General features: G+C 69.4%; 16 protein-coding genes. 7 read left to right on the top strand and 9 right to left on the bottom strand.

Annotation, left to right across the window (positions count from 1 at the left end):
* Nucleotides 1-25: 25 nt before the first annotated feature.
* The 3 genes from ACQHII_RS47440 to ACQHII_RS47430 are packed head-to-tail and all read right to left on the bottom strand — an operon-like array spanning nt 26 to nt 2,162.
* A complete protein-coding gene (locus ACQHII_RS47440) occupies nt 26-802 on the bottom strand; it encodes an enoyl-CoA hydratase-related protein (RefSeq protein ID WP_427925147.1) in 777 nt (258 codons plus the stop codon).
* Nucleotides 799-1,683, bottom strand: a complete 885-nt coding sequence (locus ACQHII_RS47435; protein ID WP_427925146.1) for an enoyl-CoA hydratase-related protein — start codon at nt 1,681-1,683, stop codon at nt 799-801. Before ACQHII_RS47435 ends, ACQHII_RS47440 begins: the two co-directional genes overlap by 4 nt.
* On the bottom strand, nt 1,680-2,162 hold the full coding sequence (locus tag ACQHII_RS47430) for a nuclear transport factor 2 family protein (RefSeq protein ID WP_427925145.1): 483 nt from the start codon (nt 2,160-2,162) through the stop codon (nt 1,680-1,682). The genes ACQHII_RS47435 and ACQHII_RS47430 overlap by 4 nt, the downstream gene beginning before the upstream one ends.
* A 283-nt stretch (nt 2,163-2,445) precedes the next feature.
* On the opposite strand from ACQHII_RS47430, the gene ACQHII_RS47425 reads away from it, so the two are divergent.
* The 7 genes from ACQHII_RS47425 to ACQHII_RS47395 all read left to right on the top strand — a co-directional run bounded on the left by ACQHII_RS47425 (nt 2,446) and on the right by ACQHII_RS47395 (nt 8,599).
* Entirely contained in the window at nt 2,446-2,943 is a 498-nt protein-coding gene (locus tag ACQHII_RS47425; RefSeq protein ID WP_427925144.1) for a flavin reductase family protein, read from the top strand.
* Between the two features lie 77 nt (nt 2,944-3,020).
* Nucleotides 3,021-4,175: an LLM class flavin-dependent oxidoreductase gene (locus ACQHII_RS47420; protein WP_427925143.1), complete on the top strand. Its 1,155-nt coding sequence runs from the start codon at nt 3,021-3,023 to the stop codon at nt 4,173-4,175.
* A gap of 37 nt (nt 4,176-4,212) precedes the next feature.
* Entirely contained in the window at nt 4,213-4,617 is a 405-nt protein-coding gene (locus ACQHII_RS47415; protein ID WP_427925142.1) for a nuclear transport factor 2 family protein, read from the top strand.
* A gap of 45 nt (nt 4,618-4,662) precedes the next feature.
* Nucleotides 4,663-5,769, top strand: coding sequence for an LLM class flavin-dependent oxidoreductase (locus ACQHII_RS47410; protein WP_427925141.1), 1,107 nt, complete (start codon nt 4,663-4,665; stop codon nt 5,767-5,769).
* A gap of 26 nt (nt 5,770-5,795) precedes the next feature.
* Complete coding sequence (locus ACQHII_RS47405; protein ID WP_427925140.1) at nt 5,796-6,578, top strand: SDR family NAD(P)-dependent oxidoreductase; 783 nt, start codon at nt 5,796-5,798, stop codon at nt 6,576-6,578.
* An 88-nt stretch (nt 6,579-6,666) separates the two neighbouring features.
* Entirely contained in the window at nt 6,667-7,782 is a 1,116-nt protein-coding gene (locus tag ACQHII_RS47400) for an LLM class flavin-dependent oxidoreductase (RefSeq protein ID WP_427925139.1), read from the top strand.
* 58 nt (nt 7,783-7,840) lie between these two features.
* Entirely contained in the window at nt 7,841-8,599 is a 759-nt protein-coding gene (locus ACQHII_RS47395; RefSeq protein ID WP_427925138.1) for an enoyl-CoA hydratase/isomerase family protein, read from the top strand.
* A gap of 82 nt (nt 8,600-8,681) precedes the next feature.
* Here the strand turns inward: ACQHII_RS47395 and ACQHII_RS47390 are convergent, their stop codons facing one another.
* From ACQHII_RS47390 to ACQHII_RS47365, 6 genes are all read right to left on the bottom strand, one after another.
* A complete protein-coding gene (locus ACQHII_RS47390; protein ID WP_427925137.1) occupies nt 8,682-9,008 on the bottom strand; it encodes a putative quinol monooxygenase in 327 nt (108 codons plus the stop codon).
* Between the two features lie 46 nt (nt 9,009-9,054).
* A complete protein-coding gene (locus tag ACQHII_RS47385) occupies nt 9,055-10,407 on the bottom strand; it encodes an Nramp family divalent metal transporter (protein ID WP_427925136.1) in 1,353 nt (450 codons plus the stop codon).
* 116 nt (nt 10,408-10,523) lie between these two features.
* Entirely contained in the window at nt 10,524-12,176 is a 1,653-nt protein-coding gene (gene groL, locus ACQHII_RS47380) for a chaperonin GroEL (RefSeq protein WP_427925135.1), read from the bottom strand.
* 164 nt (nt 12,177-12,340) lie between these two features.
* Nucleotides 12,341-13,366: an NAD(P)-dependent alcohol dehydrogenase gene (locus ACQHII_RS47375; protein WP_427925134.1), complete on the bottom strand. Its 1,026-nt coding sequence runs from the start codon at nt 13,364-13,366 to the stop codon at nt 12,341-12,343.
* On the bottom strand, nt 13,363-14,085 hold the full coding sequence (locus ACQHII_RS47370) for an iron-sulfur cluster assembly protein (RefSeq protein WP_427925133.1): 723 nt from the start codon (nt 14,083-14,085) through the stop codon (nt 13,363-13,365). Before ACQHII_RS47370 ends, ACQHII_RS47375 begins: the two co-directional genes overlap by 4 nt.
* Nucleotides 14,082-15,089: an amidohydrolase family protein gene (locus tag ACQHII_RS47365; protein ID WP_427925132.1), complete on the bottom strand. Its 1,008-nt coding sequence runs from the start codon at nt 15,087-15,089 to the stop codon at nt 14,082-14,084. The genes ACQHII_RS47370 and ACQHII_RS47365 overlap by 4 nt, the downstream gene beginning before the upstream one ends.
* Nucleotides 15,090-15,095: the final 6 nt, after the last annotated feature.

Genomic DNA, 15,095 nt, shown 5'->3' with positions numbered 1-15,095 from the left:
AACGTCCAGGGGGTATGGCGGGCGCTCAGCGCCCCTGCCACTGCGGCGCGCGCTTCTCGGCGAACGCGGCACGTCCTTCGAGGCGGTCCTTGCTGGACGCGTACGCCTCGATGGGCTCGTAGCGAGTGGCCAGGGCGACGTCGAGCGGCCAGCCCAGACGGGAGAGCGCGGCGTCCTTCGCGGCCTGGACCGCCAGCGGTGAACCGGCGGCGACCTTCTGCGCCCACCGCTCCGCCGCCGCGGACAGGTCGGCGTACGGGACGACCTCGTTGACCAGACCGTACAACTCGGCCTTGGCGGCGGGAACACGCTCTCCGGTGAGGATCATGGCCAGCGCGATGTGGTGGGGAAGCTGGCGCATGGCGCGGTGCATGATGCCGGCCTCGCCGATGATCCCGACCTTGGTCTCGGGGATGCCGAACTGGGCGGTGTCCGCCGCGACGACGATGTCCGCGCACATCGCGAGTTCGCAGCCGCCGCCGATCACATACCCCTGGACCGCCGCGACGAGCGGTTTGCGCAGGGTGAGCAGCGGGCCGCCGACCCCGGTGAGGCCACCGCCGAGCGCCATCCGGCGGTCCGCGTTCTCGGTAGCGCCGGACACGTCCGCACCCGCGCAGAACGCCTTCTCGCCGGTCGCGGACAGGATCGCGACCCGGATGTCGGGGTCGTCGTTGATGTCGTTCCAGGCGGCGAACAGTGCGTCGTCCATCTGCGGGGTGATGGCGTTGAGGGACTGGTGGCGGTTGAGCGTCACACGGGCGACGTGGCCGTCCTTGGTGAACTCGACGTCAAGACTCACGGCGTGTCTCCTTCCTCGCGGTCCGGGCGGGGTTCGGGTGGTCGCCTGAAGTCGGCGATGGCTGCCTTGAGGCCGACATCGCCGATCCAGGAGCGGATCTCGGCGACCGACGGGGACAGATGCAGGAGGGCGTCCATCTCCGGGACGCCGGCGGCGGCCGTCCGTACGCCCATGGCGTCCATCGCGCGATTGACGGACAGCTTCTTGATCCGCAGGACGTCCGACGGGATACGGGCGATCCGGGCGGCCAACTCCTCGACCCTGTCGACGAGTTCGGCCTCGGGAACGGAGTGGTTGGCCCACCCCCACCGCACTGCCGTGGCCCCGTCGATCGCGCCCGCCGGGACGAACGCCAGCTCCTTGGCACGCTTGGGGCCGACGAGCGGAGCCCACAGCGGCGCGATGTAGCCGCCGCCCAGCGGGAGCGCCGGCTCCCCGATGCGGGCGTCCTCGGCGACGAACGTGAGGTCGGCGAACACGCACATCTGGGTGGCCCCCGCGATGCAGTAACCGTGCACGGCGGCGATCACGGGCTTGGGGTGGTCCCAGATCGCCAGCCAGCGGTCGACATTGCGGGCCAGGCGGTCCCGGTCGGCCACCGGGTCGGGTGCGGCGACCGGTCTGCCCACCTGGTCGATGTCGTATCCGGCGCTGAATCCCCTGCCCGCGCCGCGGATCCCGATCACCGGCCCACCGGTGTGCGCGAGGCGCGCCAGGGCGTCGGAGAACTCGTCGAGCATCGCGTTGGACAGGGCGTTGGCCTTGTCCGGTCGGTTCAGCACGATCCAGGTGATCGGTCCCCGGTGCTCGATCCGTATGTCCTGGTACTCCGGCAGCGGCGCTCCGGCCCGCCGGTCCTGGTCCGCCGGGACGACGGTCATGACGCGGCGCGGCCGATCGGGATCTGCTTCTTCACGTGGAAGTCCACGACGCCGGACGCGCGCAGCTCGCGCCGGGCGAAGCGCCACCCCTCGTCGGTGCGCACCAGTTCGTCGTGGTATTGCCCGAAGAAGTGTCCGTCCGGGCGGTCCTTGACGTACCGGTGCCACGCGTAGAGCACCGACCGCACCCGGGCCGTGGCCAGGTCCGGGCCGAAGTCGACCACGATGTTGGACACATGGTGGCTGGTGGCGGCGAAGAAGCTGCCGATTCCGCCGAGCGTCTCCCGGTAGGCCGCGCGGCCCTCGGCGCCGAAGTCCGGACCGTACGCCACGTAGCAGTCCTCGGTGAACAGTGCGGCGATCTCCTCGGGGTGGTTCATGTCGAGGTGATGGGCGTAGTCGAACAGCAGGCGATGGATCCGCCCGGTCTCCACCAGCTCGGCGACGTGGATGTCGATGGGGGTCTCTACGGTCGTCACGGCGTCCCTCCGCATGGATGACGAGGTGGCTCTGGCGGCGAAGCTATCTACGCTGACATAAACAGTCAATGCCTCTCGCACTTTCGATTTGCAGAGCTCTGAACTGCATAGATCATCAACCATCGCCCTCCCTGCGGAACCGTTGACAGTTTACGTCGGTGTAGATAACTTCCCGGTACAGCCCCCAGAGCGCATGCGTTGCCGCACGGTGGAAGAGGGTGCGTACCGCCCTTCCGGACCGCAGCGGCCAAGAGCACGAGCGCTACGTCGAAGGAGAGGGCACATGGTTGATCTCGAACCCGTCACCGCGGACGCGGGGCGGCTGCGGCAGGTCTACGGATGCTTCCCCAGCGGTGTGACCGCGGTCTGCGCGCTGGAGGGTGACGAACCGGTCGGCATCGCGGCCAGCTCGTTCACCTCGGTGTCGATGGAACCCGGGCTGGTGTCGGTCTGCGTACAGAACTCCTCGACGACCTGGCCCCGGCTGCGCGGCAGGCGCCGCCTCGGGATCAGCGTGCTGGCCGAGGAGCAGGACCGGGCCTGCCGGCAGCTCGCGTTGAAGGCCGGCGACCGCTTCGCCGGCGTCGACTGGAGCGCCAGCGGCGACGGCGCGGTGTTCGTCCAGGGGGCGGTCGCCTGGCTGGACTGCTCCATTCACAGCGAGGTCGCGGCCGGCGACCACGCGATCGTCCTGCTGGCCGTGCACGCCCTGCGGGCGGAGCCGGAGCGGGCACCGCTCGTCTTCCACGCCAGCCGCTTCCGGCAGCTCGCCGCCGTCTGAGCCGACCGGAACCCGCCACGCCAGGTCGCCCGAGCGCCGCGTCAGGGGACCCAGACACGAACAAGGAGACGACCCCGGTGAAGTTCCATCTCATGCAGACCGGCGTGATCGGCCGACGCCACGAACTCGAACAGGGCATGGCAGGCCAGCGTCCCGACCTCTACCAGCGCTACCTGGAGGAGGTGAAGGGCTATGTCCAACTCGCCGACGAGCTCGGGTACGCCAGCTACTGCTCGCCCGAACACCACCTCCAGATCGAGGGCTTCGAGATCACCAACCACCCGGGGATGTGGGCGCTGTTCGTCGGCGCGCACGCCAAGCGGATGAGCGCGGGGATCCTCGGCTACGTCCTGCCCACCCACAACCCGGTCCGGGTCGCCGAGGAGATCGCCACCCTCGACCACATGCTGCGGGGCCGGCTGATCGTCGGCTTCACCCGCGGGTACCACGCCCGCTGGGTCGACTCCTACGCGGCGGTCCGCGGAGTCGGCGCCACCAACGTCGCCCACGCCAAGGCCAAGGACGGGCAGGACGCGATCAACCGCGAGATCTTCGAGGAGTCGGTCCAGATCGTGAAGAAGGCATGGCAGAACCCGGTGTTCAGCCACAAGGGCAAGTACTGGGAGTTCCCGCCGGAGGGCGGCTCGGCCGGACACCCCGGCTACGCCGAGTTCGGCAAGGGCATGGACGAGAACGGAATCGTCCGCCAGATCGGCATCGCGCCGCGACCGTTCCAGAATCCGTATCCGAAGGTGTACGGCGCCTTCGCCTACAGCATGCGCACCGTCGACATGTGGGCTCGCGAGGGCGGCAAGCAGATCGTCTTCGCCACCGACCTCGACTTCTGCGAAGCCCTGTGGAAGCGCTACGCCGAGTCCGCGAAGAAGGCGGGGCGGGATGTACCGCGCGAGGACATCGGCGCCTGGGGCGGGTTCCTGATCCTCACCGACGACAAGGACGAGGCCGAGCGACTGCGGGCCGAGCACCGCTGGTTCTGGGACAAGTGGTTCATCCCGCACGGCCAGCAGTTCCCGAACGTGCTCATCGGCAGCGCCGACGACATCTCACGCCAGATCGAACAGGCCCACGAGCGGCTCGGGTTCAACGAGTGCTTCCTGATGTTCGGCCAGGGACACCTCGACCCCGGGCGGAACAACGACGAACTCGCCCGCTTCGCCGAGAAGGTCGCACCCCGGTTCGCCGTCAAGGACGCGTCGGGCACGCTCACGTGATCGCTCATGGGTCGCCACCCCGAGAAGGAGTACGCCGATGTCGAGCACAGAAGCGAACAAGGCAGCTGTCACGCAATTCCTTGAGATCTTCTCGTCCGGGAACATCGGGAAGATCCTCGACGCCCTGACCGACGATGTGACCTGGTGGGTGTCGGGCCGCCTCGACGGCATGTCCGGGTCGTACGACAAGCCGGCATTCGGCGCGTTGATAGCGGGAGTGGCCGACGTCTACACCGCGCCGCTGCGCATAGCCCCCCTCTCGATGGTCGCCGAGGGCGACAAGGTCACCGTCGAGGCCCAGTCCCACGCCCCTCTCAAGGACGGCCGCGTGTACGAACCGCGCTGCCACTTCCTGTTCCAGGTGGCTCCGGACGGCCGCATCGCCGTCGTCCACGAGTACCTCGACACCCAGCACGCGAAGGACATCTTCTTCGCGTCGTGAGTACCGAACGGCGGAAACCACCCCAGTCAGGAGAGCGCCGACACCATGGATTCCGGACTCATCCACATTCCGTACATGCGCCCCGGGCGAACCAGTCGCCAGACCTTCGAATGGGCGCTGGAGAACGCGCGTCAGGCAGACAAAGCCGGGTTCACCGAGTTCATGGTGGCCGAGCACGCGACCCAGAAGTGGGAGTGCATCCCCACCCCCGAGTTGGTCATCGCGGCTGCTGCTACCCAGACCGAGCGGATCAAGTTCGCCCCGATGGCACACCTGCTCCCCCACCACCACCCCGCGGACCTGGCCATCCAGGTCGGCTGGCTCTCGCAGATCCTGGAGGGCCGCTACTTCCTCGGCGTCGGGGCCGGCGCCTACCCCCAGGCCTCGTACCTGCACGGCATCAGGGACCTGTCGGCGAATCCGGCCCGGGTGCGCGAGTCGCTCCACATCATGGAGCGGATCTGGAAACGCGAACCGTTCTTCTACGAGGGGGAGTTCTGGAACGCGGGCTACCCGGAGGAGGTCGACGACGGGCAGGGCAACGACGACCACAAGCTTGCCGATTTCAGCCCGTGGGGCGGCAAGCTCGACATCGCCGTGACCGGTCTGAGCGTCAACTCGCCGTCGATCCGGTTCGCCGGTGAGCACGGCTTCATGCCGGTGTCGATCTACTCCGGCTCCTCGATCCTCAAGACGCACTGGGACACCTACGAGAAGGCGGCGCTGGAGAACGGGCACACCCCTGACCGGTCGAAGTACCACGTGTCCCAGACCGTGTTCGTGGCCGAGACGGACAAGGAGGCCAAGAAACTGGCCCTGGAGGGGGGCATCGGTTACTGCTTCGAGCGCTATCTGTGGCCGATCTGGAAACGCTTCGGGATGCTTGAGGGCTACCTCAAGGACACCGGTGCGGATGAGTCCGACGTCGATCTCGAGTGGATCTGCGACAACGTCTGGATCGTCGGCTCTCCACAGACCGTGCTCGAAAAGCTGAACACGCTCTACGAGTTCACCGGTGGGTGGGGCACCCTGCAGGTCGAGTCCCACGACTATCTGGACGACCCGTCCCCCTGGTTCCAGTCCCTGCGGCTCATCGCTCAGGAAGTCGCGCCGAAGATCCGGCTGCCGTTCTCCTCGTCCACCGCCGGCTGAGTCCCTCACTGACGAGGAAGGTATCCGTGACAGAGTCACTCACCGGAAAACGCTGCATCGTGACCGGCGGCGCCCAGGGCATCGGAGAATCCATCGTCCGCGCGTTCGCGGCAGAGGGTGCAACCGTCACCTCCGTCGACCTCAATGAGGAGCGCGGCCGTGCGGTAGCCACGGAAGCTACGGCCGCAGGACCCGGCACGGTCACCTTCCACCCATGTGACGTGGGCGTACGCGATGACGTCCATCGCGTGTTCGCCCATGCCGCGTCCGCGATGGACGGTCTCGACGTGCTGGTCAACGTCGCCGGAATCGCTGGGCACGCCGCGCCGGACGACGTACCTCAAGACGTGCTGGAGAAGTTGTTCACGGTCAACACCTTCGGCACCGTCTACACGAATTCCGCGGCCTACGGTGTCATGCGGAACGGGGGCGGAGGCGTGATCGTCAACTTCGGTTCCGAGTCCGGCCTGACCGCCGAACCGGACAACGCGGTCTACGGCGCAACCAAAGGTGCCGTTCACACCTGGACCCGCAGCGTCGCCCGGCAGTGGGGACCGGACAACGTACGGGTCAACGCGGTGCTGCCCTACGTCGTCACCCCGATGTACGAGAAGTGGCGTGAGGAGCTCTCGCCCGAGGCGCTCGCAGCGCACGACCGTGACACCAGAGAGCAGATTCCACTGGGCGGCAAGTTCGGTGATCCCGCCGAGGACGTCGCACCGGTGGTGGTGTTCCTCGTCGGCGATGCCTCCCGGTTCATCACCGGACAGTTGATTCCCGTCGACGGAGGACTCGTCTCGGTGCGGTGAACCCGCGCGGACGGCCTGCGGCGGAAGCCTGTCCGCGTTCGTACAACACCTCGTTTTCTCACGTCCGAGTTCAAAGGAGAACAAGACTGTGAAGAGCGGCATCTTCCACGTTCCCTACATGCGCCCCGAGCGCACACCCCGCGAAGTGTTCGACTACTCCGTGCTGATCGCCCGCGAGGCCGATCAGGCGGGCTTCGCCGACTTCATGATCGGCGAGCACGCCACCCAGGGGTGGGAGAGCGTCCCCAACCCCGAGATCGTCATCGGCGCCTGCGCCCGGGAGACCGAGCGCATGCGGTTCGCGCCCATGGCCCATCTCCTCGGCCTGCACCAGCCCGGGTCGCTGGCCATTCAGGTCGGCTGGCTGTCGCAGGTACTGGAGGGCCGCTACTTCCTCGGCGTCGGACCCGGCGCCTACCCCCGGGACGCGATCCTCCGCGGCCAGCCCGCCGACCTGTCCGAGGCCCGCCCCCGGCGCGACGAGGCCCTGGAGATCATGCGCAGGATCTGGGAGCGGGAGCCCTTCCACTACGAGGGCACCTTCTTCAACGGCGGGTTCCCCGAGGAGGAGCCGGCGTCGGCGGACGGCGCCGAGTTCCACGTGATGCCCGACTTCTCGCCGTGGAACGGGCCGGAGAACCTCGAAATCGCGATGACCGCCCTCTCGCACAGCTCCTCCTCGATGCGCTACGCCGGTGAACGGGGCTTCTCGCCCATCTCGTTCTTCGGCGGTCTCGACGTGGCGCGCTCGCACTGGGACACCTACGCGGCGGGCGCCGCGTCCCGCGGGCTGCCGAGCGATCGCCGGCGATTCCGCATCTGCCGGGACATCGTCGTGGCCGACACGGACGCCGAGGCCAAGAAGATCGCGCTCAACGGCGGTCTGGGCCACTGCTGGCAGAAGTACCTCGTGCCCGTCTACAAGACGTTCAACATCCTCAACGGCTACGTCGACGACTCGGGCACGGGCCTCGACCCGTCCGACATCGACATGGACTTCATCGCCGAGCACGTCTGGATCTGCGGCTCCCCGGAGACCGTGATCGCCAAGATCGAGAAGATGCACGAGGACACCGGCGGGTTCGGCGAGATCGTCATGAACACCCATGACTACATCGAGGACCCCAAGCCCTGGATCGAATCCATGCACCGGATCGCCAAGGAGGTCGTACCCAACGTCCGCGCCACCGTCACCGCGGGCTGAGGGCGGGTTCGGCGGACGGGCCGTCCGCCGAACCGCCCCCTCCCTGAGGGAGCATCAGATGACAGACGATCTCGTCCACTACACGTGCCTGGCGGGTGTCGCCCGGATCGTGCTGGCCAGGCCGGCGGTGGCGAACGCCGTGGACCTGCCGACGGCGCGGGCCCTCGGCACGGCCTTCGGCCGGGCGGCGGCCGATCCGGACGCCCGGGCGGTACTCGTCAGCGGCGAGGGCAAGCGGTTCTGCGCGGGTGGAGACGTGGCGGCGATGGCCGCGGCCCCGGACCGGGAGGCGTATCTCGAAGAGCTGGCCGGCACCCTCGACGGCGCGCTGCGCAGCCTCGCCCGCCTGGACAAACCGGTCGTCGCCGCCGTCCAGGGAGCCGTGGCGGGCGCCGGGATCGCCCTGATGCTGAGCTGCGACCTGATCGTGGCGGCGGCCTCGACCAAGTTCCTGCTGGCCTACGCCTCGGTGGGCCTGACACCGGACTGCGGTGTCTCCTACCTCCTGCCCCGCGCCGTCGGCCAACAACGGGCTCTGGAACTGGCCCTGACGGATCGCCGGCTCACCGCGGACGAGGCCCGCGCCTGGGGCCTGGTGGCCGAGGTCGTGGACGACGACCTGTGCGGCGAGCGAGCGCTCAAGCTCGGCGAACAGCTCGCCGCAGGGCCCGCGTTCGCACTCGGCCAGGCCAAGCGCCTCCTGCGTTCCTCCTGGCAGACCTCACGGGCGCAGACCGGCGGGGACGAGGCCCGGGTGATCGCGGAGGCGATCACGAAACCGCCCGCCAGGGCGGCCGTGGACCGCTTCACCTCATGAGCTGCGCCCCGCTGCGAACGAGCTGCCCCGGGTCCCACGGGAAAGAATTGCAGGGCCGCCCGTTCCGCTCCGATTCCGCCCGTCACCCTCTCGGTGTCACCTCCGCCATCCGCGACCACCCCTGCCCCTTCGCCTCGACGTTGATGATGTCGGGCGTCCGGGCCACCACGTCCGGCATCCAGGCCATCGCCGCCTTGAAGTGGCCGGAGCCCACGTGGTCGGCGCCCGCCTCGGGGGACGCGAAGGCCTCCAGGAGGACGAAGCGGTGCGGGTCCGTGGTGTCGACGGACCACTCGAAGAAGAGGTTGCCGGGTTCGGCCCGGGTGGCGGCCGTGAAGTCGGCGACTCGGTCGAGCCACTCGTCCCCGTACTCCGGGCGGATGGTGAAGCGTACCGCGATGAAGATCATTCGGTGCTCCCAACTCCGTTTCGGACACTGCCTGTTCCTTGACCGCTCAGCCCGCGAACACGCTCGCCAGCAGAGCCACATTGAGCGCGACGACGACGATGCTGACCGCCCAGGCGCAGGACGTGGTCGCGCGCCGGTTGACCCAGCGGCCCATGACGGCTGGGTCGCGGGTGAGCAGGACGAGGGGGACGAGGGCGAAGGGGATGCCGAAGGAGAGGATGATCTGGCTGAGGACCAGGCTCTGCGTCGGACCGGCCCCGGCCGCGAGGACCACGATCGCGGGCGTCATGGTGAGCAGCCTGCGCAGCAGCACCGGAATCCGACGTCCGAGGAAACCGCCCATCACCACCTCGCCCGCGTACATCCCGACACTGGTTCCCGCCAGGCCCGACACCAGCAGGGCCAGCGCGAAGCCGAGGGCGGCGGCGGGACCGACGAGCCTGCCGTACGCGTCGTGTGCCGCGCCGAGCGAGTCGGCGGCCTCAGGAGCACCGGGGTGGAACAGGGTTGCCGCCGACACCAGCAGAGCCACGTTCACGGCGCCCGCGAGCACCATCGCGATCAGCACGTCGGCGCGGATGTGCCGCAGCAGCCGGTGCCGCAGCGGCCGGTCGGGGTCGTGCGCGGGCCCCTTCCCGGGGTCGGCCGGCCCGGGGTCGAGGGACAGGCTGTAGCGGTCACTGGTGAGCGCCGAGTGCAGATAGATCACGTGCGGCATGACCGTGGCGCCGACGATCCCGCCGGCCAGCACCAGGCTCCCGGTGCCGGACAGCCCCGGCACCAGTCCGTCCGCGGCGGTCGCCAACGGGGCGCCCGCGCCGAGGACCTGCCCGAGGAACAGTCCCAGCAGGCAGGTCAGCCCCACCCCCATCAGCACTTCGAACCGGCGTCGGCCGCGCCCTCGCATCGGCATCAGCAGCAGCGAGACCGCGCCGACGACCACCCCGCCGAGCCACAACGGCAGCCCGAACAGCAGGTGCAGCGCGATGGCCCCGCCGACGATCTCCGCGAGGTCGGTCATCACGACGACCGCCTCCGCCTGCGCCCACAGCCCCCACACCACCGGTCTGCGGTAGCGGGCCCGGCACAGCTCCGGCAGACTCCTGCCGGTGGCGACCCCGAGCTTGGCCGAGAGGTACTGCAACAGCATCGCCACCACGTTCGCGGTCAGCAGCACCCACAGCAGCAGCGGCCCGTAGGTGGCGCCCGCCTGGACGTTGGTGGCGAAGTTGCCGGGGTCGACATAGGCGATGGCGGCGACGAACGCCGGGCCGAGGAGGGAGTAGGAGAGGCCGGAGCGCAGCCGGGGGCGCCGCTCGGCAGGGGTGCGCCCACCAGGAGGCACTGCGAGGGGAGGATCGAGCCGCGCGGGCCGCGCAGGGGTGGATTCGGTCGCCATGACGCCGTGTTCTCCTTCGGTCACCGGGAACGATGAGCGCCTCGTCGGGCGGCGCGCGGGGAACTGCGGGACGGACCGCACGACCATCACGGCCGGTCCCGCGCGGAAACCGGCTCCTACGGAATGTTGGAAGGCCTCGCCAACCCCTCCGCCAGATCTCCGATCTCCGGGGAATGGATGGCCCCGGGATTCCCGACGATCTCCTCGACGATCAGCGTCTCGGTCGTCAGCAGCAATGCGGCGATGGACGCCGCGCTCAGCAGCGCGCTGCGGGTGACCTTGACCGGGTCGATGACACCGCGCTCGTGCAGGTCGGGGTAGTCGCCGCGCAGGGCGTCCAGCCCACTGCCGACGGGCAGTTCGGTGACCCGGGCCTCCGCCTCGTCCGGGTCGAGCCCGGCGTTGATGGCGATCCAGCGCAGCGGTTCGGCGAGCGCCTTGGCCACGATGGCGGCTCCCAACGCGACCTCGCCTGGCGGGAGTTGGAGGGCGGCGATGTCACCGCGCGCGTGCAGCAGTGCTGCTCCGCCTCCGGCCACGACCCCCTCTTCCGCCGCGGCCCGGGTCGCCGCGAGCGAGTCCTCCAACCGCATCTGCTTCTCCTTGAGTTCGACACCGCTCGCCGCGCCGACCCGTATGACGGCGACGCCTCCGGAGAGCTTCGCGATGCGTTCGCCGAGCTTGTCCCGGTCGTGCTCGTTGGTCGCCCGCTCCAGTTCGGTCTTGAGGTTCTCGATGCGCTCGGCCACCCGGTCCTCGCCGCCGGCCCCGCCGAGGACCGCGGTGGAGCGCTCGGTCGCGATGACCTTCTCGGCACGTCCCAGGTCGTCGAGGGTGACGCCCTCCAGGGTGCGGCCGGCGGTGCCGGTGATGACCCGGCCGCCGGTGAGCGCGGCCATGTCCTCCAGTTCGGCGATGCGCCGGAAGCCGAACCCGGGGGCGCGTACCGCGAGCGAACTGAAGGTGCCGTGTGCCGCGTTGGTGACGAGCATGCCGAGCGCGGGCCCGTCGACGTTTTCGGCGATGACGACGAGCGGGGAGCCGGTGCGCATCACCTGCTCCAGGACCGGCATCAGCTCCTGCACCTTGGTGATCTTGGTGTCGCAGTACAGGAGATACGGGTTCTCCAGGACGGCTTCCATGCGTCCCTGGTCGGTGACCATGTACGGCGAGAGCCAGCCGTTGTCGAGTTCCAGCCCTTCGGCGTACTCGACGGTGATGCCGAAGGCCGTGGACTCCTCGACGGTGACGACGCCGGTGCGGCCGACCCGGGCCACGGCCTGGGCGATGGCCTCGCCGATGGCGGGGTCGTTGTTGGCGGACAGGGCGGCCACCCGGACGAGTTCGCTGTCGGTGCGGACCGGACGCGACTGAGCGGTCAGCGACGTGACGGCCGCCGCCACCGCGGCCTCGATGCCGTTCTTCAACAACACGGGGTTGGCGCCGTCGTTGACCGCGCGCAGGCCCTCTCGGACGATCGCCTGGGCGAGCACGGTGGCGGTGGTGGTGCCGTCGCCGACGTCGCCGTTCGTGCGCGTGGCGACCTCCTTCACGAGCTGGGCGCCCATGTTGGCGAAAGGGTCCTTGAGCTGTATCTCCCGGGCGATGGTGACGCCGTCGTTGGTGATGGTGGGCGGCCCGGTCAGCTTCTCCAGGACCGCGTTGCGGCCCTTGGGTCCGAGAGTGACGCGCACGGCGTCGGCCAGTGCGTTCACCCCGCTCTCCAGCAGTGCGCGCGCTTCGGAGTTGAAGCGCAGGTCCTTCGCCATGGCGGTGTCGTCCCTTCGAGTACGGCTCCAGCAGGACTGTTCGGGGGGAGAAACGGTGGCGGCGGCCGTGTGTGCGGTTTCCGCGGTGCGCCGACCCCCACGCTCGGGGGTCCACGGAACAGCCGCCGCCACCTGCGCGGGGAGGGCGCGGTTCTGCGAGCGGTTCAGGGCACGAGCACCGCGCGCCCGCGGACCCGGCCCTGGTTCAGGTCGTCCAGGGCCCGTCCGAAGTCGTCCAGCGGATAGGTGACCGTGTGCAGGGTGACCAGGTCGCGGGCGGCCAGGTCCATCAGCTCCACCAGGTCGGTGTAGGAGCCGACCAGGTTCCCGATGAAGTTGATCTCGGTGGAGATGATGTCGATGGTCGGCACGGAGAGGAGGCCGCCGTAGCCGATGACGTAGTAGTCGCCGGCCCGCCGCAGCATCCGCACGCCGTCCTCCAGCGCGCCTCCCTCGCCGACGAAGTCGAGCACGGCTTCGGCGCCCTGTCCCCCGGTGAGCGCCGCGACCTGGTCGACCTGGCTCCCGTCGGCGACGACGGTGTGGTGCGCGCCGAGTGTCTCGGCGAGCTTCAGCGCCTCCCCCGACCGGTCCACGACGATCAGCTCGGCCGGCGTCAGGGCCCGCAGCACCTGGATGCCGATGTGCCCGAGCCCGCCCGCGCCGATCACCACGGCCCTGTCACCCGGAGCGAGCCTGCGGGCCGCCTTCTTCGCGGCGTGGTACGCAGTCAGGCCGGCATCCGCGAGCGCGGCCACGTCGGCCGGGGCGAGGCCCGGGTCGAGCGGGACGACCGCGCGGGCGTTGGTGCGCAGGTACTCGGCGAACCCGCCGTCCGCGTCGATCCCGGGAAACGTGCTCGCCGCGCAGTGCACGTCGTCGCCGCGCCGGCAGGCGGCACACAGTCCGCAGGTGGCGAGCGGGTGCAGGATCACCGGGTCGCCGGGCGCGAACCCCGTGACGGCGGATCCGACCTCCGTGACCCAGCCCGCGTTCTCGTGCCCCTGGACGTACGGCAGTCCTACCCCGCTCTTGGCCTCCCACTGGCCCTCGATGATGTGCAGGTCGGTGCGGCACACGCCGGCCCCGCCGATCCGCACGATCACGTCCAGCGGTGTGGAGATCACCGGGTCGGGGATCTCGTCCAGTTGGGGCTGGTGGTCGTACTGGTGCAGTCGTACGGCTTTCACGACGCCTCCTCCTTTCCGTGCCCCGCCGCTGTCCCGTAGCGGGTGGCCAGCAGGCCTTCGCAGTACTCGGTGTTGCTGTCGATGCCGACGCCGGCCGTACGGCCCTTGAGCAGGTGCCGCTCCAGGCCGAGGGCGGATACGGCGCGTCCCTGGTCGTCGGTGAACAGGGGCGCCGACGCGTCCGCGGGGAGGCCGAGCAGGGCGCGCCGGCGCCGTAGCGTCACCGTCAGGCGTTCGGGCAGGTCGCCCAGGGCGGCCTCGGCCAGCTGGCGGTGGGTCCAGCCGCGTTCCAGCAGCCTTCTGCCGAGGCGGGACTGGGCCGCGAGGTGTCCTTTGCGCAGGAAGACGGCGCGCAGCTCCTGCATGCGGTCGGGGTCGGCGAGCCCCGGGAACGCGTCGGCGAACGAACTCCCGCAGTCCACGCCCCGGTTGATCTCCTCGGAGGCGAAGTGGTCCTCCAGGACGACCGTGCATTCCCCCGCCCACGGCAGGCGGGCCAGTTCACGGCGGGCGTCCTCCACCATCAGCCAGGCGAAGTTAGGGGCGCAGAAGTAGGTGGGCAGCCGGAGTCGGACCTCGACCGAATCGTCGGTGCCGACGCTGACGGAGCGCACGAAGCCCAACTCGGTGATGGGGCGGTCGAGTTCGGGGTCGAGCACCGCCGTCAGGGCCGCGTTGACGGCGGTGGCCCGGTCGACCGCCTCGGTGACGGCGGTCATTCCACCACCGCTGCGGAGGCGGGCAGTTGGGCGCTCCCGGGGACCTTCAGGTCGTACAGGCGCGCGTGGTTGAGGCCGAGGATCTTGCGCTTGGCGTCGGTGGTGAGGGTGCCGTACTCGGACTGGAGGTCCTCGGGGATCTGGAAGTCGACGAACTTCTCGATCAGCCACTTCGGGCTCCAGATCGCGTAGTCGCTGCCGAACACGATCCGGTCCTCGTCCAGCCAGTACAGCAACTCGCCGATGATCTTGGCGAAGTAGCGGGGGCGGGTGTGGATGAAGGGCATGACCACGGACAGGCCCGCGTACACGTTGGGTTCCTGGGTGGCGATCCAGCAGAAGTCCTCGAGGCGGGGCAGCCCGGCGTGCTCGACGACGAAGTTCAGGGCGGGGAAGGCGCTGGCCGCGTGGTCGACGTCGGCGACGTCGAAGGCGTCCCGGTTCAGCGGCCAGATGGTGGGGCCCTTGTGGACGTGGATGTTGCGGATGCCGAGTTCCTGGCAGAGCGCCAGGTAGTCCTGCGCCTCGGGGTCGCTCAGCTTCCAGCCCTTGGAGGAGCCGCGCCATTCGGCGGTGTAGAGCTTGACGCCGCGCAGGTTCCACTCGGCGTGCAGCGCGCGCAAGCGTTCCAGGCCGGTCTCGCCCTCGCGGGGGTCGAAGGCTCCGTTGACGATGAGCCGGTCGGGGTGCTTGCGGGCCAACTGCCCGTTGCGCTCCGTGGTGTTGAAGCCGTTGCGGTAGAACTCGGTGAGGTACGTGGGCTGGAAGATGCCCCAGTCGACGTACCCGGTCTCGAACAGGTCGTGGACCAGGTCCTGTTCGCTGTACTTGCGGAACTTCTCCAGCGGCCACACCCACTCCTGGGGGCTGAGGTTGCGCTGGTAGTCGTAGAAGCAGCGGATGAAGCCCTCACCGTACTTGTTGGCGGTGTTGGCCTCGCTCGCGTCCCAGAAGTGGATGTGTCCGTCGACGATGAAGTAGTCGATGCCGTCCTTGCGGTACATGGGCGC

It is taken from the genome of Streptomyces sp. cg40 (assembly GCF_050320165.1).
Taxonomy (GTDB): Bacteria; Actinomycetota; Actinomycetes; order Streptomycetales; family Streptomycetaceae; genus Streptomyces; species Streptomyces hokutonensis.
Note: the sequence above shows the minus strand (reverse complement) of the source record. Positions and strands in the feature narration are given on the sequence as shown.